Below are 17,801 nucleotides of genomic sequence, written 5' to 3'. Positions count from 1 at the left end.
CGGCGCCTCCCGCGCGCGAAGGGCGCACCCCCTGGGGGGTGCGCCCTTCACGTATGTGCCTGGGGCAGCGGCAGGTCAGTTGTGACCGAAGCGCCGCTGATGTTTACGGGCCACGTCCGACGGACTGCCCTGCGCCTGTGTCTGAGGCATCGACTGAGCCTCGTAGGCAGTGGACTTCGCCTGCTCCGGGCCGTGCTCCTGTGCACGGTTCTGCTGGGCGGGCTGCTTGCGGTTCTTGTTCTTGGCCATGGTGACGCCTCCTGTGGGGATCTAGGGGCCAGGGCCGCTGCCAGACTCACACACCGGACAATCACTCGCATTTCGGATCATCACCCCCGGTGACCGGGCGTGAACCGAAGTCATTCGGCGCGCACCGGGGATCGACAGCGGAATCCGCCACGCCGATGATCGAGTCCCGGCCGTTAACCTCCGCGTGGTCGGGCAGACTCGAAGGAAACCCGAAGCACATCCCAGGAAGAGGGGTGGAACGCGTGGACCGCTGCGTCGTCCTGGTGGACGCCGGCTATCTGCTGGGCGCCGCCGCGAGTCTCCTCGCCGGGGAACCGGCCCGTTCGCGCATCACCGTCGACCATGCCGCCCTCATCCAGGGGCTGAGGGAACGGGCCGAGGCCGACACCGAGCGCCCCCTGCTGCGCATCTACTGGTTCGACGGCGCCCCCGACCGGGTGCCCCAGCCCGAACACCGCCGGCTGCGGGTCATGTCCCGCGTCACCGTACGGCTCGGCGCCCTCACCCGCAGCGACGGACGCTGGGCCCAGAAGGGCGTCGACGCCGCCATGCACGCCGAGCTCACCGAACTGGCCAGGAACCGGGCCTGTTCCGACATCGTCCTCGTCACCGGCGACGGCGACCTCCTGCCGGGACTGATGTCCGCCAAGGAACACGGGGTCGCCGTCCACCTGTGGGCCGTCCAGGCCGCCGACGGCGACTACAACCAGTCCGAGGACCTGGTCGCCGAAGCCGACGAACGCCGTGTGCTCGACCGTGCCTGGATCACCCGCGCCGTACGCGCCAAGGAACTCACCGGAATCTGCGCGCCCCCGCCCGCCCCCCGCCCCGAGATCGCCGCCATCCTCTCCGCTCCCCTCCCCGAGGCCGCGCTGGCCGCCTCAGCGGAACGCGCCGCCGCGACGGCCGAACCCACCGCCGTCCGGAACGGCTCCTCGCCCGTGCCGGCCGTCACCGGAGCGGAGAGCCCCGACCGCACCCCGCCCGGTCCCAAGGGCGTCCCCACCCCCAAGGACCTGGCCGGACTGCGCGGCCCCGGCCCCCAGCCGCCCGTCCACTCCGCCGGAGCCACCCTCCGCTGGTCCTCCGACAAGGGCTGGATCGAACGTCCTGGCAGCAGTGCCCTCGGCGAACCCCCCGAGTCCGCGTCCCTCCCCACCCTCGCCCAGCTCACCAGCGCCGAGCAGCGCTGGGCCGACCGCGAGGAGGACATCACCACCGTCGGTGGCGACCCCTACGAGGTCGGGCAGGTCTTCGCCCGCCGCTGGATGGAACGCCTGCCCGATCCCGCCCATGTGCAGAAGCTCTCCGTGATGTACCCGCGGATCCCACACCGCATCGACGGCGAACTGCTGCGCTACGCGGCCCGCTTCGGTCTCCTGGCCCACAAGGACGACCAGATCGACGAGCACGACCGGTACGCGATCCGGGCGGGATTCTGGCGCGAGATCGATGTCCGGGCAGCCGCCCAGCACGCCCCCGGGGGCGGAACGCCCGCTTCGACCCCGTAGGCTCGTTCCTCGTGAGTACGGGCACAGCACAGGCGGGACACGGCAGCACGGCCGGGTCCCTGCGCACCGGCGTCGTCTGCGCGGTGCGCGACCTGGTGAAGACCTACCCCGCCGCCCGCGGCCGCCGGGGCGCGCCCGGCACGCCCGCCGTACGGGCCACCGACGGGGTGACCCTCGACGTGCACCGCGGCGAGATCTTCGGCCTGCTCGGCCCCAACGGCGCCGGCAAGTCCACCCTGGTCCGCCAGCTCACCGGACTCATGCGGCCCGACGCCGGCAGCGTCGACGTCCTCGGCCACGACCTGGTCAGACACCCCGAGCGGGCCGCACGGCTGGTCGGCTACCTCGGCCAGCAGTCCACGGCCCTCGACGAGCTGACCGTGGCCCTAGCCGCCGAGACCACCGGCCGGCTCCGCGGCCTGTCCGCCCGCGACGCCCGTACCGAATGCGACGACGTCCTCGCCGAGCTGGGCCTCACCGAACTCGCCGCCCGCCCTCTGAAGAAGCTCTCCGGCGGGCAGCGCCGCCTCGCCTGCTTCGCCGCGGCCCTCGTCGGCGAGCGCCCCGTGCTCGTCCTCGACGAGCCCACCACGGGGATGGACCCCGTCGCCCGGCGCGCCGTCTGGGCGGCCGTCGACCGGCGCCGCGCCGAGCGCGGCACCACCGTCGTCCTCGTCACCCACAACGTCATCGAGGCGGAGACCGTACTCGACCGCGTCGCCGTACTGGAGCGGGGCCGGGTCATCGCCTGTGACTCCCCGGCCGGACTCAAGGCGCGGGTCGCGAACGAGGTGCGCGTCGAACTCGTGTGGCGCGACCGCGCGCCCCTCGACGTCCCCGAGGTCGCCGCGCTGCGCGACTCGGCACAGGAGTCGGGCCGCCGCTGGCTGCTGCGGCTCGCCCCCGACGAGGCCCGCGCCGCCGTCGCCGCCGTCACCGGCGGTGCGGCCTTCGCGGCCCTCGACGACTTCACCCTCGCCACACCCAGCCTGGAGGACGTGTACCTCGCCCTCGGCGGACGCACCCAGGGACTGGTGAAGGCGTGAACCCCACGGACAGGAGCACGGCGGCGTGAGTGTTGTCCCCGCCCAAGCGGTGACCGGAACGGAACCGGCCAGGACCCGGGACACCGCGGAGCCCCGCGAAGCGGCACCGCTGGCGCCGCGCGCCCGCCTGCTCCCCGCGCTCGCCGCCGTCTACCGGGCGCAGCTGTCCCGCGCCCGGGTGGCCCGGATCCCGCTGCTCTTCGTGGCGACCTTCCAGTCCGTCGGGATCATGGTCCTGATGCGCGGGGTCGTCGACGGGGGGGACGAGGCCCGTGCCGTCGTCGCCGGGTCCAGCGTCCTCGTCGTCGCGTTCGTGGCGCTCAACCTGCTCGCCCAGTACTTCGGCCAGCTCCGCGCGGGCGGCGGCCTCGACCACTACGCCACCCTGCCGGTGCCCCCGGCCGCCGTGGTGCTCGGCGCGGCCGCCGCGTACGCCTCGTTCACGGTGCCCGGCACCTTCGTCACCGCGATCATCGGCTCCGCGCTGTTCCAGCTGCCCATGACCCATCTGTGGGTGCTGTTCGCGGTGATCCCCCTGGCGGGCGCCGCGCTCTCCGGGCTCGGCGCGGCCCTCGGGCTGCTCGCGCCCCGCCAGGAACTGGCCACGCTCCTCGGCCAGCTCGGCATGTCCGCGGCTCTGCTGCTCGGCGTGCTGCCCCCGGACCGACTCCCGCAGCCCGTCGGCTACGCCCGGGACCTGCTCCCCTCCACCTACGGAGTGGAGGCGTTCGCCCGCACCTACACCGCGCACCCCGACTGGACCGCGGTCGCCCTCGACCTCTCGGTGTGCGCCGTGGTCGGCGTGATCTCGCTCGCGGTGGCCACCTGGGCCTACCGCCGCGCGGCCGTCCGCTGATCCCGGCCTGCCGAGCCTCCGCGCCGATCCCGGCCCGCCGAGCCCCCGCCCGCAGATCCCGCCCTCCGACCCCGTCCGCCGAGCCCCCGCCCGGAACCCGATCGGCCGTCCCGCTTCCGGTTCTGTCCCGCGGGCCTGGCACGATGGCAGAGTGACCGCACCTCTGACACCGCCTCCTCCCCCGCAGGACCAGCCCCAGGACGCCCCCTGGCCGTCGGCCGACGGTTCGCCCCAGGGCGCGTCGTCCGCCGACGACGGGCCGACGGTGGGTGCCCGGCTGATCGAAGCCGGTGTGGTGACGGTGGTGCTGACGGCCGCGGGCGTGCTGCTGGGGCTGCTGTGGCTGTGGCTGGCGCCGCGGGTGCCCCTGGTGTCCGACGGCAAGGCCGTCTTCCTGAAGAGCAGCGAGGGCGAGCAGGCCGCCGGGGCGGACGGCACGTTCGCCCTGCTGGCGTTCGGGTTCGGGGTGGTCTCCGCCGGGGTCGTCTTCGCGGTGCGGAGGCACGTGGGCGTCCTGCAGGTGCTCGGGCTGGCGCTGGGCAGCCTGATCGGCTCGTTCGTCGCCTGGCGGGTCGGCGTCGGGTTCGGGCCGTCCGACGATCTCGTCGTCCGGGCCAGGGAGGCCGGTGCGAACGTCGTCTTCGACGCCCCGCTGGAACTCGGCGCGCTGGGCGCCCTGCTGGTCTGGCCCTTCGCGGCGATGCTCACCCACCTCGGCCTGACGGCCGCCTTCGCCCCGCGCGACCCGGAGCCGGAATGGCTCCCGGGCGGGCACCCGAGGCCCTTCGTGAAGGACGCCCCGCCCACCGACCGTCCGTGACCGCCCGGAGCGGGGTCAGCCGCGGGCGACCGGGGCGATGACCGCGTCCGTCAGGGCCGCCAGGTCCGCCGGGGCCAGCTCCACCTCCAGTCCCCGGCGGCCCGCCGAGACACAGATCGTGGCGTGCTGCCCGGCGGACGCGTCCAGCACCGTGCGGAGCTTCCTGCGCTGCCCCAGCGGGGAGATCCCGCCCCGCACGTAGCCCGTCGTGCGCTCCGCCGCGGCCGGGTCGGCCATGGCCGCGCGCTTGCCGCCGACCGAGGCGGCGAGGGCCTTGAGGTCAAGCGAACCCGCGACCGGGACCACGGCCACGGTCAGCTGTCCGTCCACGTCGGCGACGAGCGTCTTGAACACCCGGTCGGGGGAGACCCCCAGGGCCTGGGCCGCCTCCTCGCCGTACGAGGGGGACGCGGGGTCGTGCTCGTACGCGTGCACCGTGAACGCCGTGCCCGCGGCGGTCAGGGCCACCGTCGCCGGTGTGCCGCCCGGTGCTGCGCCGCCCGTCTGCTTCCTGGACTTCTTCGCCACCGTGTGTCTTCCTCGGTTCAGTTGGGACTGGTCGGCGCCCGCGTCAGGTCGACGGCGGGCAGCGAGGGCAGGTGCCGGATGACGGCCGTCTCGGCGCGCAGCAGCGACAGCTCCTCGCGCAGCCGGGTCGCCGTGTCCGGCGCCTGGAGCAGCCGCTGCCTCGCCGGGACGTCGAGCACGGCGGCCGCCGCCACCAGGTACGACACCACGGACGGCTCGTCCGGGAGGTCGGTGGCACCCGACAGCGACCGCTCCCGGGCCCCGGCGAGCCGCTTCTGGTACGCGCGGAACGCGCGCAGCACCCCTTCGGCGAGGGCGCCGGCACCCTCCCCGGTCTGCTCGGGGATCTCCTCGTACTCGGCCGTCAGATAGGCGCCCGACGCGTCCACCGAAAGGATCCGGATCCTCGTCGTCCCGGTGGCCATGACCTCGAAGCTGCCGTCCGCGCGCTCACGGATGGTCGCCGCGTCCGCGATGCAGCCGACCCGGTGGAACGCCTGGATCGGGTCCGGTCCGAAGCCCGCGGCCGGACCGCGCTCGGGCAGCGAGGTGGGGTCGGGGAGACCGGGTGCGGTGGGGGCGACCTCGCGGCCGTCCCGGATGGCGACGACGGCGAAGCGGCGCGGCTCGTCCTCGTCCGTCTTCGCGAGGTCCCGCATCATGGCCCGGTAGCGCTCTTCGAAGACGTTCAAGGGCAGGACGAGACCCGGGAACAGCACCGAGTTCAGCGGGAAGAGGGGGAGGCGCGCGGTGGTCACAGCGGTCAAGCGTAATGGGCGCGGAAGCGGCCGTGTCCGGCCTTTCTCCGGGTCGGCGCCGGCACCCTGACGGAGGCGCGCTGCTCCAGGAAGCGGGACAGCGGATCACCGCCCAGACACACCCAGGGAACGGACGTCGCATAACGGCCGATCAGGCGGAACTGCTCCCGTGCGTCCGCCGCGCGTCCCCGGCCGACCAGCACGTACGCCAGCAGATTGCGGACCTCGGCCGGCCATGCGTCGCCCGCCGGGTAACCGGCCGACAGCGCGATGCCCCGGTCCGCCGCCAGATCGAGCCGGGCGGCCGGCACGGACCCGCCGTCGCCGACGAGACACGCGAACGCCGCCCGCACCGGCAGCGCCTGCACCAGCGACCCGGGCAGCGCGTCGTCCGCGGCCCGTTCGGCGAAGTCGAAGCACTCGGCGTACGAGCCGCCGACCGCGCCCAGGAACTTCAGCGCGGACACATGGCAGCCGAAATGGTGCGGGGAACGCCGCGTCGCCTCCGCCCACAGCCGCTCGAACACGCCGTGCGCCGCGCGCGTACCGCGGGCGTGGTCCAGGGCGAGCCGCCACGGCACGGGATCGAGGGGCGCGCCCGCGGCCGCCGCGTCGATCAGCGGGGTGACCTCGGCCAGCCGCTCGGCGCGCGCCGGCGACTCCCACGCCCGGCGGACGGCGAGTTCCGCCGAGAGCAGCAGCGCGTCCGGGTCGTCGGGAGCCGCCACGAGCCAGTCGGACAGCCACTCGGGACGGCTCCGCGCGAACGTGGCGAGCCGGGCCGTGTAGCGGTCGCGGTCCTCCCACTCGGCCGCCTCGCGCGTGGCGGCGAGCAGCGCCGAGGCCGGACCGTGGTCGCCGCGCGCCGCCCCCACCAGGGCGGGTGCCAGCCGCTCGTCGGGAGCGTCCAGCAGCACGTCGTCGTCCTCCGGGGGACCGACCGTGAGGTCCTGCGCGCACGCCGAGCAGGCTCCGGTGGCGAGCCTGCGCGGGGAGCCCATCAGGGCGCGGAGGAAGGACATGGCGCAGACCATTGAAAGCCGCAGGTCGGGGGTGCGCCAGAGGCGCACTGTGAAGCTTTGGTAGCGACGTAAAGGTTGTACGGACCGCGGTCAAGGCGAGGTAAAGAACACCCTGGCCGGCGGGCCCCGGAGGCCCGCCGGCCACTGTGGCGCCGGCCGCCTCAGCCTCGCCGCAGCAGCCGTGTCGCCCCGGCCGCCACGGTCGTGGCGAGGATCCAGCCCAGCAGCACCAGCACCGCCGACACCCACTGCCACAGCCCCTCCAGGCGCCAGTAGCCGTCCTGCCCGAGGTTGATCACCGGCAGCAGCAGGTCCAGGGCGTACAACGAGGCGTTCCACGCCGGGTGCTCGTCCGGTTTGATCGCCTCCGGCCGGTACCGCGAGAAGGCCACCGCGCCCGCCGCCCACAGCACCGCCATCCACACCGCGGCCCGGCCCGGCCGGTAGCCGTACGCCACCGTCCAGTCCTGGACGTGCCCCCAGAGCTTCGCCGCCAGCGGCAGCGTCTCCCGGCGCCTGCGCTGCTTGGCGAGCAGCACCTCACGGGCGTCGGCGTCCTCCCCGCTGTTGCGCAGCACGGTCGCCAGCCGCTCGTACGGCTCCGGGCCGTACTCCGGAGTCGCGGACGCCACCCAGTCCAGCCGGCGGGCCAGCGGGAAGTGCCCGTGCGGCACCAGGTTCTCGTAGACGAAGCCGTTCAGGGCCAGCCCGCCGGGCCCGGGCCAGCTGGTCGACAGGTCGATCAGCGTGACGATCTTCGCGCCGTTGAGCACCACCCGCCCCTCGTCCGGGCGTTCCCCGACGAACCGCAGCTCCGGGGTGACGATCCGGCGCAGCGACAGCTCCTCGCCCTCGGCCATCACGAACCGCGCCCGGTGGAAGTCCACCGCGTCCCCGAACCTCCCGTCGTCCAGCCGCGCGCCGCCGTGGCACTCGAACGGCCGTAGCCTGGTGCCCTCCGCGGGCGTCGCCGACACGCCGGTGCCGTATCCGAAGCTGCTGGTGCCGTACGGGGGAGTGTTCGCCATCTGCCCGGTCCCGGCGCTGGTCCAGCCGCCGGTCATGTACAGCGTCCGCTCCACGGTGAGCTGCGGGGCGTTGAACGCCCGCCGCCCCCCGGCCGCCCGCAGCCTGCTCCCGCGCAGGCTCATCGACCCGCCCACCTTGGCGCCCCGGAGGCTCACCTCCCCGTACGTCTCGACCAGCTCGGCCTGGAAGTCCTGTGCGACGGTCAGCCCGTCCGCCGCGATCGCCCGGCCGCGGCGGTCCGGGCGCGCCTCCAGCTGGTTGATCAGCAGATCGGTGCCTATCTGCGCGTCGGTCAGCCGTATGCCGCGGGCGACCCGGCAGCGCGGCAGATGCAGATCGCCCTCCGTGCGCAGCCGCGCCGCCTCCAGCCGCGGAATGGCGCAGCGCACCATCCGCAGCGTCGTGAAATGGCACTCCGGGAGCGTCACCTCCCGGTCGAAACGGCAGCCGGACAGCTCCACGTACGGGCCGACCCGGCCGCCCGCCAGATCCAGGTCGCCCGAGATGCGCACCCCGCGCAGCTTCAGGGCGGCGACCCGGCCCGGCATCGCGGACGGGCCGTTGAGCAGCAGCAGCGCGACCGCACGGGCGCTCACCGTCCGCTGCGGTCCCCAGGTGCGTCCCGACGACGGGTCGTCGAGCATCCGGTCGCCGGTCGACAGGTCATAGGTGCTTCCGTTCCGGAACGCCTGCCACATGGCACGCTCGGTCTCGCTGAGCCATGCGGGTGCGTCCCCGTCCAGCGGCTCGGTCACTGCCGCCCCTTTCCCCGAGTTCCCCTGCGTCGCACAGCCGTGCTGTGCCGCGTACGGCCGTTCTTCCCGCTGAGTGACGGTGTGAACGCCAGTGGTGACGCAGAACTGCTGGGGCACGTATCAGTCAGTGATACGAGAGACCGGCGTTCCGGCCGGGTCTGCGAGAATTGATCCGTGCTGCGATCACTCTCTCTGGCCCGAATCGATCTGCGCGGCGCCCTTCCCGAGGGCGGCGCGCTCCGTGACCTCCTGCCCCGCGCAGAGTTCGACGTGGAAGCCGCCCTGGAGAAGGTGCGGCCCATCTGCGAGGACGTCCGCCATCGCGGCACCGCGGCACTGATCGAGTACGCGGAGAGGTTCGACGGGGTGCGGCTGGACCGGGTGCGGGTGCCCGCGCAGGCCCTCGCCGACGCCCTGGAGCAGCTCGACCCGGAGGTCGGGGCCGCCCTGGAGGAGTCGATCAGGCGGGCCCGGATCGTCCACCGGGAGCAGCGCCGCACCGGCCACACCACCCAGGTGGTGCCCGGCGGCACGGTCACCGAGAAGTGGGTGCCCGTCGAACGCGTCGGCCTGTACGCGCCGGGCGGCCGGTCCGTCTACCCGTCGTCCGTCGTCATGAACGTCGTCCCCGCCCAGGAAGCCGGCGTCGGCTCCATCGCGCTCGCCTCCCCGCCCCAGCGGGAGCACGGCGGCCTGCCGCACCCGACGATCCTCGCCGCGTGCGCCCTGCTGGGCGTCGAGGAGGTGTACGCGGCCGGCGGAGCCCAGGCCGTCGCGATGTTCGCGTACGGCACCGAGGAGTGCGCGCCCGCCAACATGGTCACCGGCCCGGGCAACGTCTGGGTCGCCGCCGCCAAGCGCTACTTCACCGGCCGCATCGGCATCGACACCGAGGCCGGCCCGACCGAGATCGCGATCCTCGCCGATGCCACCGCCGACCCGGCGCACGTCGCCGCCGACCTGATCAGCCAGGCCGAGCACGATCCGCTCGCGGCCGCCGTCCTGGTCACCGATTCCGAGGAGCTCGCCGACGCCGTCGAGCGGGAGCTGGGGCCGCAGATTGCCGCCACCAAGCACGTCGAGGACCGGATCCTGCCGGCGCTGTCCGGCAAGCAGTCCGCCGTCGTGCTGGTCGACGGCATCGACGAGGGCCTGCGCGTCGTCGACGCCTACGGCGCGGAGCACCTGGAGATCCAGACCGCGGACGCGGCAGCCGTCGCGGACCGGGTCCGCAACGCGGGCGCGGTCTTCGTCGGCCCGTGGGCGCCGGTCTCCCTGGGCGACTACTGCGCCGGCTCCAACCACGTGCTGCCCACCGGCGGCTGCGCCTGCCACTCCTCCGGGCTGTCCGTCCAGTCCTTCCTGCGCGGCATCCACGTCGTGGACTACACCCGCGACGCCCTCGCCGAGGTCACCCACCACGTGGTGACGCTGGCGGAGGCGGAGGACCTGCCGGCGCACAGCGCCGCGCTCAAGGCCCGCTTCGGCTGGAAGGTGCCGGGCAAGTGACCACCGGCGACATCGGTATCGACGACCTGCCAATCCGCGACGAGCTGCGCGGCAAGTCCCCCTACGGCGCGCCCCAGCTCGACGTACCCGTACAACTGAACACCAACGAGAACCCGTACCCGCTGCCCGAGCCGCTCGTCGAGCGGATCGCCGAGCGGGTGCGGGAGGCCGCGCGGGGACTGAACCGCTACCCGGACCGGGACGCCGTCGAGCTCCGCACGGAACTCGCGAAGTACCTGACCCGCACCGGCGGTCACCCCGTCTCCGCGGAGAACGTGTGGGCGGCCAACGGCTCCAACGAGGTCATCCAGCAGCTGCTGCAGACCTTCGGCGGCCCCGGCCGCACCGCCATCGGCTTCGAGCCCTCGTACTCGATGCACGGGCTGATCTCCCGGGGCACCGGCACCGGCTGGATCTCCGGCCCCCGCAACGACGACTTCACCATCGACGTGGCGGCCGCACGGAAGGCCGTCGCCGAGCACCGCCCGGACGTCGTCTTCATCACCTCGCCCAACAATCCGACGGGCACCGCCGTCGACGCCGACACGGTCGTCGCGCTGTACGAGGCCGCCCAGGAGGCCAAGCCCTCGCTGGTGGTGGTCGACGAGGCGTACGTCGAGTTCAGCCACCGCCCCTCGCTGCTGCCGCTGCTCGGGGGACGGCCCCATCTCGTGGTGTCGCGGACCATGTCCAAGGCCTTCGGCGCCGCCGGCCTGCGCCTCGGCTATCTCGCCGCCCACCGGGCCGTCGTGGACGCCGTCCAGCTGGTGCGGCTGCCCTACCACCTCTCCGCGATCACCCAGGCGACCGCGCTGGCCGCCCTGGAGCACACCGACACGCTGCTCGGATACGTCGAGCAGCTCAAGGGGGAGCGGGACCGGCTGGTCGCCGAACTGCGGGCCGCGGGCTACGAGGTGACCGAATCCGACGCCAACTTCGTGCAGTTCGGGCGGTTCCCGGACGCCCACGAGGCATGGCGGCAGATCCTGGACCGGGGCGTCCTGGTCAGGGACAACGGGGTGCCGGGCCGGCTGCGGGTGACCGCCGGCACGCCCGAAGAGAACGACGCGTTCCTCGATGCGGTTCGCGCGATGAAGAAGGAGCAGAGCTCATGAGCCGCGTAGGACGGGTCGAGCGCACCACCAAGGAGACGTCCGTCGTCGTCGAGATAGACCTCGACGGCACCGGGAAGGTCGATGTGTCGACCGGTGTCGGTTTCTACGACCACATGCTCGACCAGCTCGGCCGGCACGGGCTGTTCGACCTCACCGTCAAGACCGACGGCGACCTGCACATCGACACCCACCACACCATAGAGGACACCGCCCTCGCGCTCGGCGCGGCGTTCAAGCAGGCCCTCGGCGACAAGGTCGGCATCTACCGCTTCGGCAACTGCACCGTCCCCCTGGACGAGTCGCTCGCCCAGGTCACCGTCGACCTCTCCGGCCGCCCCTACCTGGTGCACTCCGAGCCGGAGAACATGGCGCCGATGATCGGCACCTACGACACCACGATGACCCGGCACATCCTGGAGTCCTTCGTCGCCCAGGCGCAGATCGCGCTGCACGTCCACGTCCCGTACGGCCGCAACGCCCACCACATCGTCGAATGCCAGTTCAAGGCGCTCGCCCGGGCCCTGCGGTACGCCTCCGAGCGCGACCCGCGCGCGGCCGGCATCATCCCCTCCACGAAGGGCGCGCTGTGAACGGTCTCTCCACCGTCCTGATCTTCATCGGGCTGATGCTCGTCGGCGGGATCTACTCGTTCGTGCAGCAGAAGAAGCCCACCGGCCTCATCGTCCTGGTGTCCATCGGCGCCGCCATGTTCATCGGCGCCGGCGTCCTCCGGCTGGATGTGTGGTCATGACCAAGAAGGTCGTCGTCTTCGACTACGGCTTCGGCAACGTCCGCTCCGCCGAGCGCGCCCTCGCCCGGGTCGGCGCGGACGTCGAGATCACCCGTGACTTCGACCGGGCGATGAACGCCGACGGGCTCCTGGTGCCCGGCGTCGGTGCGTTCTCCGCCTGTATGACCGGCCTCAAGCAGGCCCGCGGCCACTGGATCGTCGACCGCCGGCTCTCCGGCGGCCGGCCGGTCATGGGCATCTGCGTCGGCATGCAGATCCTCTTCGAGCGGGGCATCGAGCACGGCGTCGAATCCGACGGCCTCGACGAGTGGCCCGGCGTCGTCTCCCCCCTCAAGGCCCCGGTCGTCCCGCACATGGGCTGGAACACCGTCCGGGCCCCCGGGGACTCCGAGCTGTTCGCCGGCCTCGACCCCGACGCCCGCTTCTACTTCGTGCACTCCTACGCCGTGCACACCTGGGACCTGGAGGTCACCAACCCGGCCATCCGCGCCCCCAAGGTCACCTGGGCCACACACGGCGAGCCCTTCGTGGCGGCCGTCGAGAACGGCGCCCTGTGGGCGACCCAGTTCCACCCCGAGAAGTCCGGCGACGCCGGAGCACAGCTCCTCACCAACTGGATCGAGACTCTGTAGATGGCTGCCAACAAGCTCGAACTCCTCCCCGCCGTCGACGTCCGCGACGGCCAGGCCGTCCGCCTCGTGCACGGCGAGTCCGGTACCGAGACCTCCTACGGCTCCCCGCTGGACGCCGCCCTGGCGTGGCAGCGTGCCGGAGCCGAGTGGCTGCACCTGGTCGACCTGGACGCCGCGTTCGGCACCGGCGACAACCGGCAGCTGATCGCCGAGGTCACCCGGACCATGGACATCAAGGTGGAACTGTCCGGCGGCATCCGCGACGACGACACCCTCGCCGCCGCCCTCGCCACCGGCTGCACCCGCGTCAACCTCGGCACCGCCGCGCTGGAGACCCCGGAGTGGGTCGCCAAGGTCATCGCCGAGCACGGCGGCCGGATCGCGGTCGGCCTCGACGTCCGCGGCACCACCCTGCGCGGCCGCGGCTGGACCCGCGACGGCGGCGACCTCTACGAGACGCTGGCCCGCCTGGACTCCGAGGGCTGCGCCCGCTACGTCGTCACCGACATCGCCAAGGACGGCACCCTCCAGGGCCCCAACCTGGAACTGCTCAGGAACGTCTGCGCCGCCACCGACAAGCCGGTCGTCGCGTCCGGCGGGGTGTCCTCGCTGGACGACCTCCGGGCGATCGCCGAACTGGTCCCGCTGGGCGTCGAGGGCGCCATCGTCGGCAAGGCGCTCTACGCCGAGGCGTTCACCCTCGAAGAGGCACTCGAGGCGGTGTCGAAGTGAGCGACGCCGTCCGCCGCGTCGTATCGGCCGGCCCGTGGGAGGAGGCCTTCGGCTACTCCCGCGCGGTCGAACTGCCGAACGGCATGGTGCTGGTCTCCGGCTGCACGTCGGTGATCGACGGCGTGATCATCGACGGCGGCCCGTACGAGCAGGCCGTCAACGCCTTCAACGCCGCCCTCGACGCGCTGAAGGAGCTCGGCCTCGGCAGCGAGCACGTGGTGCGCACCCGGATGTACATCACCCACGCCCGGGACGTCGACGAGGTCGGCCGCGCCCACAAGAAACTCTTCGGCACCGTCCGCCCGGCCACTTCGATGATCATCGTCTCCGGTTTCGTCGACCCGCGACTGGTCGTCGAGGTCGAGGTCGAGGCGTACCGTGGCAGCGCGCCCCAGGAGGGGACCGCCGCCGACGGCACCCGTTCCCCGCGCCCCACCTCCGAAGGACAAGCACCATGACCCTCGCCGTCCGAGTCATCCCCTGCCTGGACGTGGACAACGGCCGGGTCGTCAAGGGCGTCAACTTCCAGAACCTCCGCGACGCGGGCGACCCCGTCGAGATGGCCAAGCTGTACGACGCCGAGGGCGCCGACGAGCTGACCTTCCTCGACATCACCGCGTCCTCCGGGAACCGCGAGACCACCTACGACGTGGTGCGCCGCACCGCCGAACAGGTCTTCATCCCGCTCACCGTGGGCGGAGGCGTGCGGTCCGCCGAGGACGTCGACAAGCTGCTCCGTGCCGGCGCCGACAAGGTCGGCGTCAACACGGCTGCGATCGCCCGCCCCGAGCTGATCAAGGAGATCGCCGAACGCTTCGGCAGCCAGGTGCTGGTCCTCTCCGTGGACGCCCGCCGTACCCCCGCCGGCTCCTTCGAGGTGACCACTCACGGCGGGCGCCGCGGCACCGGTATGGACGCCGTCGAGTGGGCCCACCGGGCGGCCGAACTGGGCGCCGGCGAGATCCTGCTGAACTCGATGGACGCCGACGGCACCAAGGACGGCTACGACACCGAGATGATCGCGGCCGTGCGCAAGCACGTCATCGTCCCCGTCATCGCCAGCGGCGGCGCCGGCCGGCTCGCCGACTTCCCCCCGGCGATCGAGGCGGGCGCGGACGCGGTCCTCGCGGCCTCCGTCTTCCACTTCGGCGACCTGCGCATCTCCGAGGTCAAGGACGCCCTGCGGGCGGCCGGTCACCCGGTGCGCTGAGCCGGACCCGGTACCGGACGCCCCGCCGCGCCGGGCGGCGCCTCACTTCTCCAGCGGCTGCGTCAGCTGGACCAGGTTGCCGACGGTGTCGTCGAGGATCGCCGCGAGCAGGGGCCCGTGCTGCACGGGCGGCTGCGTGAACGTGACGCCCAGCGCGGTCAGGCGCGCGTACTCGGCCCGGAGGTCGTCGACGCCGAAGACGATGCACGGGAGCCCGGCGGCGTGCAGCCCCCTGCGGTAGGTCTCCGCGATGGGGCTGTCGCCGGGCTCCAGCAGGAGCTCCACGTCCTGGGTACCGCCGGGCGCACCCACGGTGACGAAGGCGGTGTCGCCCACCGGGACGTCCACGCGGGTCTCGAAGCCGAGCACCTCGGTGTAGAAGGTCTGGGCCTTCCGTACGTCGTCGACGAACACACTGGTCATGGCGACCCTGATCACGGCAACGCCCCACTTCCTCGGGGTGGCTCTTCGCCACCGATGGTGCCCTTCCGACTGCCCTTCCGGGGCCGGCGGCCGTCCCCGGCCCTGCGTGCGAGCACGGCCGCGGGCAGCCGTCTGCGGCGGATCTCCCCAACGGGGCTGTCGTCGGCCGCTGGCAGGAGCCGTAAGAGCGCCCTTCCGTCGCGGGCGGCACCCGGGACCGATGCCGAGGCATCCCGCCCCCGGAGCGCGTCCGCCCGCTCAGATGCCGAGCTTCGCCTCGTACACCTTCGCGACCGCGTCCTTGTCACCGTCCGCGTCCACCCGGGCCGCCGACTGGCGGCCGAACGCGAACAGGACCAGTTCGCCCGGGTCCCCGGTGACCGTCACCACCGGGGTGCCGCGGTGGGCCACCGCGGTCTGCCCGTCCGGGCGGCGCAGCACCAGCCCCACCGGGCACTTCCGCCCCAGCAGCCGGGCCGACTTCTCCAGGCGGGACCACAGAGCGTTCGCGAACACGGGATCCAGCTCCCGCGGCGTCCAGGCAGGCTGCGCACGGCGCACGTCCTCCGCGTGGACGTAGAACTCGACCGTGTTCGCCGCCTCGTCCACCTGCTTCAGTGCGTACGGCGACATCCGCGGCGGGCCCGTCCGGATCAGCCGGATCAGCTCGTCGTACGGCTTCGCCGCGTACTCCGCCTGCACCTGCTCCAGTCGGGCCCTGAGCACTCCGAGCAGTATTCCGCCGGCCGCGTCCGGGCGGCGCTCCCGCACCACCACATGGGCGGCCAGGTCCCGGGTCGTCCAGTCGTCGCAGAGGGTCGGCGCGTCCGGGCCCGCCGCATCCAGCAGATCGGCGAGCAGGAGCCGTTCACGCTTGGCATGGGTCGACATGGCCGCCAGCCTACTCACGGGTAGCGCGTCCGCCCAGTGGACGCACGGGCCGGGCGCCCGATCCCGCACGGCACAATGGCCGCATGACCAGCACCACCCCGCCCGGCGGACTCGACCCCGCCATCGCCGCCCGTCTCAAGCGCAGCGCCGACGGGCTGCTCCCGGCCATCGCCCAGCAGTACGACACCGGCGAGGTCCTGATGCTCGGCTGGATGGACGACGAGGCACTGCACCGCACCCTCACCACCGGCCGCTGCACCTACTGGAGCCGCAGCCGCCAGGAGTACTGGGTCAAGGGCGACACCTCCGGCCACGTCCAGTACGTGAAGTCGGTCGCGCTGGACTGCGACGCCGACACCGTGCTCGTCCAGGTCGACCAGGTCGGCCCGGCCTGTCACACCGGCACCCGCACCTGCTTCGATTCCGGTGCCCTGCCGCTCACCGCCCAGTAAGGTCACCGGACATGGACCTCGAGACGTTCCGCAAACTGGCCGTGGACCGCCGTGTCATCCCCGTCAGCCGCAGGCTGCTCACGGACGGCGACACCCCCGTGGGGCTCTACCGCAAGCTCGCCGCCGAACGCCCCGGCACGTTCCTCCTCGAATCCGCGGAGAACGGCCGTTCCTGGTCCCGTTACTCCTTCATCGGCGTACGCTCCGCCGCCACCCTCACCGAACGCGACGGACAGGCCCACTGGCTGGGCACCCCGCCCGTCGGCGTGCCCGTCGACGGCGACCCGCTCCAGGCCCTGGGCGCCACCGTGCAGACCCTCCACACCCCCCGCGACCTCGCCGGGGGACTGCCGCCCTTCACCGGCGGCATGGTCGGCTACCTCGGCTACGACGTCGTCCGCCGCCTGGAGCGCATCGGCGAGCACAGCCGCGACGAGCTGCGGCTGCCCGAGCTGACCATGCTCCTCACCTCGGACCTCGCCGTCCTCGACCACTGGGACGGCACCGTCCTGCTGATCGCCAACGCGATCAACCACAACGACCTCGACACCGGCGTCGAGGAGGCCTACGCCGACGCCGTCGCCCGCCTCGACGCCATGGAGGCCGACCTCTCCCGGCCCTCCGACTACCGGCCCGTCGCCCTCCCCGCCTCCGAACTGCCGGAGTACACCGCGCGCTGGGGCGGCAAGGACTACCAGGACGTCGTCGAGGACCTCAAGGAGCACATCAGGGCCGGCGACGCCTTCCAGGTCGTCCCCTCCCAGCGCTTCGAGACACCGTGCACGGCCGGCGCCCTCGACGTCTACCGCGTCCTGCGCGCCACCAACCCGTCGCCGTACATGTACCTCTTCCGCTTCGACGGGTTCGACGTCGTCGGCTCCAGCCCCGAGGCCCTGGTAAAGGTCGAGGACGGCCGGGCCATGGTCCACCCCATCGCCGGCACCCGGCACCGCGGCGCCACCCCGCAGGAGGACCAGGCCCTCGCCGAGGAACTCCTCGCCGACCCCAAGGAGCGCGCCGAGCACCTGATGCTCGTCGACCTCGGCCGCAACGACCTCGGACGGGTCTGCGCCCCGGGCAGCGTCGAGGTCGTCGACTTCATGTCCATCGAGCGCTACAGCCATGTGATGCACATCGTGTCGACCGTCACCGGACGCGTCGCGGAAGGCCGCACCGCCTTCGACGTCCTCACCGCGTGCTTCCCGGCCGGCACCCTGAGCGGCGCCCCCAAGCCCCGCGCCATGCAGCTCATCGAAGAGGTCGAGCCCACCCGGCGCGGACTCTACGGCGGCTGCGTCGGCTACCTCGACTTCGCCGGGGACTCCGACACGGCCATCGCCATCCGCACCGCCCTGCTGCGCGACGGCACCGCGTACGTCCAGGCCGGCGCCGGTGTCGTGGCCGACTCCGACCCGGTCGCCGAGGACAACGAATGCCGTAACAAGGCCGCCGCCGTGCTGCGCGCCGTCCACACCGCGAACCGCCTCGGACGCGACTGAGGCCGTAGGGGAT

Annotated in this window: 21 protein-coding genes; 14 read left to right on the top strand and 7 right to left on the bottom strand. The window is 73.0% G+C overall.

Annotated features, from left to right (window positions below; genetic code table 11):
* Nucleotides 1–75: 75 nt before the first annotated feature.
* The gene (locus ACZ4Z5_RS11805; protein ID WP_468260246.1) at nucleotides 76–249 is read right to left on the bottom strand and encodes a hypothetical protein; all 174 of its coding nucleotides are present in this window, start codon (nucleotides 247–249) and stop codon (nucleotides 76–78) included.
* 233 nt (nucleotides 250–482) lie between these two features.
* Here ACZ4Z5_RS11805 and ACZ4Z5_RS11800 point away from each other — a divergent pair, with 233 nt between their 5' ends.
* The 4 genes from ACZ4Z5_RS11800 (at nucleotide 483) to ACZ4Z5_RS11785 (ending at nucleotide 4,482) form a co-directional block, all read left to right on the top strand.
* Complete coding sequence (locus ACZ4Z5_RS11800; RefSeq protein WP_468260244.1) at nucleotides 483–1,760, top strand: NYN domain-containing protein; 1,278 nt, start codon at nucleotides 483–485, stop codon at nucleotides 1,758–1,760.
* Between the two features lie 11 nt (nucleotides 1,761–1,771).
* The gene (locus tag ACZ4Z5_RS11795) at nucleotides 1,772–2,806 is read left to right on the top strand and encodes an ABC transporter ATP-binding protein (RefSeq protein ID WP_468260241.1); all 1,035 of its coding nucleotides are present in this window, start codon (nucleotides 1,772–1,774) and stop codon (nucleotides 2,804–2,806) included.
* A gap of 25 nt (nucleotides 2,807–2,831) precedes the next feature.
* Nucleotides 2,832–3,662: an ABC transporter permease gene (locus ACZ4Z5_RS11790; protein ID WP_468260238.1), complete on the top strand. Its 831-nt coding sequence runs from the start codon at nucleotides 2,832–2,834 to the stop codon at nucleotides 3,660–3,662.
* A 151-nt stretch (nucleotides 3,663–3,813) separates the two neighbouring features.
* Nucleotides 3,814–4,482, top strand: coding sequence for an ABC transporter permease (locus ACZ4Z5_RS11785; RefSeq protein ID WP_468260235.1), 669 nt, complete (start codon nucleotides 3,814–3,816; stop codon nucleotides 4,480–4,482).
* A 15-nt stretch (nucleotides 4,483–4,497) separates the two neighbouring features.
* Here the strand turns inward: ACZ4Z5_RS11785 and ybaK are convergent, their stop codons facing one another.
* The 4 genes from ybaK to ACZ4Z5_RS11765 form a co-directional block, all read right to left on the bottom strand.
* A complete protein-coding gene (gene ybaK, locus ACZ4Z5_RS11780; RefSeq protein ID WP_468260232.1) occupies nucleotides 4,498–5,010 on the bottom strand; it encodes a Cys-tRNA(Pro) deacylase in 513 nt (170 codons plus the stop codon).
* Between the two features lie 17 nt (nucleotides 5,011–5,027).
* Nucleotides 5,028–5,768 carry an LON peptidase substrate-binding domain-containing protein gene (locus ACZ4Z5_RS11775; protein ID WP_468260229.1) on the bottom strand — a complete coding sequence of 247 codons (741 nt, stop codon included), beginning with the start codon at nucleotides 5,766–5,768 and terminating at the stop codon, nucleotides 5,028–5,030.
* Between the two features lie 5 nt (nucleotides 5,769–5,773).
* The gene (locus ACZ4Z5_RS11770) at nucleotides 5,774–6,802 is read right to left on the bottom strand and encodes a hypothetical protein (RefSeq protein ID WP_468260518.1); all 1,029 of its coding nucleotides are present in this window, start codon (nucleotides 6,800–6,802) and stop codon (nucleotides 5,774–5,776) included.
* A 149-nt stretch (nucleotides 6,803–6,951) separates the two neighbouring features.
* Nucleotides 6,952–8,574, bottom strand: coding sequence for an oxidoreductase (locus ACZ4Z5_RS11765; protein WP_468260226.1), 1,623 nt, complete (start codon nucleotides 8,572–8,574; stop codon nucleotides 6,952–6,954).
* 177 nt (nucleotides 8,575–8,751) lie between these two features.
* Between ACZ4Z5_RS11765 and hisD the strand changes: the two genes are divergently transcribed.
* The 8 genes from hisD to hisF are packed head-to-tail and all read left to right on the top strand — an operon-like array spanning nucleotide 8,752 to nucleotide 14,523.
* The gene (gene hisD, locus ACZ4Z5_RS11760; protein ID WP_468260515.1) at nucleotides 8,752–10,083 is read left to right on the top strand and encodes a histidinol dehydrogenase; all 1,332 of its coding nucleotides are present in this window, start codon (nucleotides 8,752–8,754) and stop codon (nucleotides 10,081–10,083) included.
* Nucleotides 10,080–11,198 (top strand): histidinol-phosphate transaminase, encoded by a 1,119-nt coding sequence (locus ACZ4Z5_RS11755; RefSeq protein WP_468260224.1) that lies wholly within the window; start codon nucleotides 10,080–10,082, stop codon nucleotides 11,196–11,198. The genes hisD and ACZ4Z5_RS11755 overlap by 4 nt, the downstream gene beginning before the upstream one ends.
* Nucleotides 11,195–11,788 carry an imidazoleglycerol-phosphate dehydratase HisB gene (gene hisB / locus ACZ4Z5_RS11750; protein WP_468260221.1) on the top strand — a complete coding sequence of 198 codons (594 nt, stop codon included), beginning with the start codon at nucleotides 11,195–11,197 and terminating at the stop codon, nucleotides 11,786–11,788. Before ACZ4Z5_RS11755 ends, hisB begins: the two co-directional genes overlap by 4 nt.
* Nucleotides 11,785–11,949: a hypothetical protein gene (locus tag ACZ4Z5_RS11745; protein WP_468260218.1), complete on the top strand. Its 165-nt coding sequence runs from the start codon at nucleotides 11,785–11,787 to the stop codon at nucleotides 11,947–11,949. Before hisB ends, ACZ4Z5_RS11745 begins: the two co-directional genes overlap by 4 nt.
* Nucleotides 11,946–12,581 carry an imidazole glycerol phosphate synthase subunit HisH gene (hisH, locus tag ACZ4Z5_RS11740; RefSeq protein ID WP_468260216.1) on the top strand — a complete coding sequence of 212 codons (636 nt, stop codon included), beginning with the start codon at nucleotides 11,946–11,948 and terminating at the stop codon, nucleotides 12,579–12,581. The genes ACZ4Z5_RS11745 and hisH overlap by 4 nt, the downstream gene beginning before the upstream one ends.
* The gene (gene priA / locus ACZ4Z5_RS11735) at nucleotides 12,582–13,313 is read left to right on the top strand and encodes a bifunctional 1-(5-phosphoribosyl)-5-((5-phosphoribosylamino)methylideneamino)imidazole-4-carboxamide isomerase/phosphoribosylanthranilate isomerase PriA (protein WP_468260214.1); all 732 of its coding nucleotides are present in this window, start codon (nucleotides 12,582–12,584) and stop codon (nucleotides 13,311–13,313) included.
* Nucleotides 13,310–13,771, top strand: a complete 462-nt coding sequence (locus tag ACZ4Z5_RS11730; protein WP_468260211.1) for a RidA family protein — start codon at nucleotides 13,310–13,312, stop codon at nucleotides 13,769–13,771. Before priA ends, ACZ4Z5_RS11730 begins: the two co-directional genes overlap by 4 nt.
* The gene (gene hisF, locus ACZ4Z5_RS11725) at nucleotides 13,768–14,523 is read left to right on the top strand and encodes an imidazole glycerol phosphate synthase subunit HisF (protein WP_468260209.1); all 756 of its coding nucleotides are present in this window, start codon (nucleotides 13,768–13,770) and stop codon (nucleotides 14,521–14,523) included. Before ACZ4Z5_RS11730 ends, hisF begins: the two co-directional genes overlap by 4 nt.
* 42 nt (nucleotides 14,524–14,565) lie before the next feature.
* Here hisF and ACZ4Z5_RS11720 read toward each other — a convergent pair whose 3' ends face one another.
* Nucleotides 14,566–14,961 (bottom strand): VOC family protein, encoded by a 396-nt coding sequence (locus tag ACZ4Z5_RS11720; protein ID WP_468260206.1) that lies wholly within the window; start codon nucleotides 14,959–14,961, stop codon nucleotides 14,566–14,568.
* A 243-nt stretch (nucleotides 14,962–15,204) separates the two neighbouring features.
* The gene (locus ACZ4Z5_RS11715) at nucleotides 15,205–15,837 is read right to left on the bottom strand and encodes a TIGR03085 family metal-binding protein (RefSeq protein ID WP_468260203.1); all 633 of its coding nucleotides are present in this window, start codon (nucleotides 15,835–15,837) and stop codon (nucleotides 15,205–15,207) included.
* Between the two features lie 83 nt (nucleotides 15,838–15,920).
* Here ACZ4Z5_RS11715 and hisI point away from each other — a divergent pair, with 83 nt between their 5' ends.
* Complete coding sequence (gene hisI, locus ACZ4Z5_RS11710; protein WP_468260201.1) at nucleotides 15,921–16,289, top strand: phosphoribosyl-AMP cyclohydrolase; 369 nt, start codon at nucleotides 15,921–15,923, stop codon at nucleotides 16,287–16,289.
* 11 nt (nucleotides 16,290–16,300) lie between these two features.
* Nucleotides 16,301–17,788, top strand: a complete 1,488-nt coding sequence (locus ACZ4Z5_RS11705) for an anthranilate synthase component I (RefSeq protein ID WP_468260199.1) — start codon at nucleotides 16,301–16,303, stop codon at nucleotides 17,786–17,788.
* The last annotated feature ends 13 nt before the right edge of the window (nucleotides 17,789–17,801 follow it).

The sequence above is a fragment of the Streptomyces sp. NPDC030222 genome, from assembly GCF_055573115.1.
The sequence above is the reverse complement of the archived record's forward strand: the minus strand, read 5'-3'. Positions and strand labels throughout refer to the sequence as shown.